A 1376-nucleotide genomic window follows, 5' to 3' on the forward strand; every position below is an offset into this window, starting at 1 on the left:
GATCAAACGTTATCCCGGTGCACGAATGGGAAAGGGGCGTTGAAAGACACCGCGTTAGTCGATTTACAGCAATTGGATGCGGGAAGCCACTTTTCAGCTGATTTTGCTCAACAACGAGTGCCGACATTAGCGGCCGTATTGGCACAAGTTCATCACGATGAGCTGCACCTTAACCTTGAGATAAAAACCTATGCCGATACCGATATTGCTGCATTATGCGACGCGGTATTTGATTGTTTATCGACAAGCCCTGTGAATGAGCGGCAGATCTTAATCTCGTCTTTCTCTTTGGATGCGTTGCGGTATTGTTGCGATCAAAAACCGAGCCTCGCCCGGGCGATCTTATGGGAAACCATCCCTGATAATTGGCATGAGTTTCGCGATTTAGCCACACTTAGCATTCACTGCAACTATCGCCACCTCACGCAAGAGAAAGCAAAATCCGTTAAAGATTCAGGTTTAGCATTGAAGTGTTACACCCCTAACGATCCGCACGCCGTGGCACCTTTATGGGAGTGGGGAGTGGACATGATGATCACCGACGCCCCTGAGCGTTATTTATCGATAAGTTGATATCGACAAATTGAAAAACAAGGAGGGAGTGTTGGTGACTAACGATTTGGGATTAAACTGGCGACAGCGAGATATTCTCAGCCAATTAGCCGATGTCGAACATTTAGAAACTGACCACTTGGCCGCGCATTTTTCCGTGACTACGCAGACTATCCGTCGCGATATTAATCAGCTTTGTGCGTTGGGGCTCGCCCGTCGTCATCATGGTGGGATCAATATGCCCTCCGCACAGGCAAACAGTGACTATCAGCGCCGGCTTGAACGCCATCGTGGGATTAAAACTGCGATTGCGCAGGCTGTCGCCGAGCGTATTCCTGACGGGGCCACCGTGATGTTGGGCATTGGCACGACCGTCTCGGCGATTGCCGAACAGCTACTCACCCGACGTGATCTTCGGGTGATAACCAACAACGTACAAATCGCCCACATTCTCGGCGCTAATTCTGACCTGGAAATTTGGCTGGCCGGCGGAAAGTTACGGGCCAACGATCAAGATATGGTGGGCCATTCGGTGATTCAGTTTTTATCCCGCTTTCAAGCCGATATTGCCATTATTGGTTGTGCGGCGGTGAGTGAAGAAGGGTGGGCCTGCGAGTTTTCCCCGGATGAAGCCGATGTCAGTGACACCATGTTGGAAGCCGCCACCGCGCGTTGGCTGGTGGCTGATGGTTCAAAATGGCAGCGCAGTGCGCCGGTGAAAGTGAAAACGCTCAAGCAATTTGACTATGTGTTCACTGACCACACTGAGCTTGCCAGTGACATTGCCTTTGTTCCTTGTACGTTTTAATCATGGCGAGTTAGAC

2 protein-coding genes are annotated in these 1376 nt (G+C 50.6%); both read left to right on the plus strand.

Going from position 1 to position 1376, the window contains the following annotated elements; genetic code table 11:
* Positions 1-573: glycerophosphodiester phosphodiesterase family protein (locus BZG79_RS15600; protein ID WP_077774865.1), on the plus strand; the 573-nt coding region annotated here is incomplete at its 5' end.
* Between the two features lie 46 nt (positions 574-619).
* Complete coding sequence (locus tag BZG79_RS15605) at positions 620-1360, plus strand: DeoR/GlpR family DNA-binding transcription regulator (RefSeq protein ID WP_077774866.1); 741 nt, start codon at positions 620-622, stop codon at positions 1358-1360.
* The last annotated feature ends 16 nt before the right edge of the window (positions 1361-1376 follow it).

Origin of the sequence: Salinivibrio sp. MA427, from assembly GCF_001996115.1 — a bacterium.
In the GTDB taxonomy this organism is placed as follows: domain Bacteria; phylum Pseudomonadota; class Gammaproteobacteria; order Enterobacterales; family Vibrionaceae; genus Salinivibrio; species Salinivibrio costicola.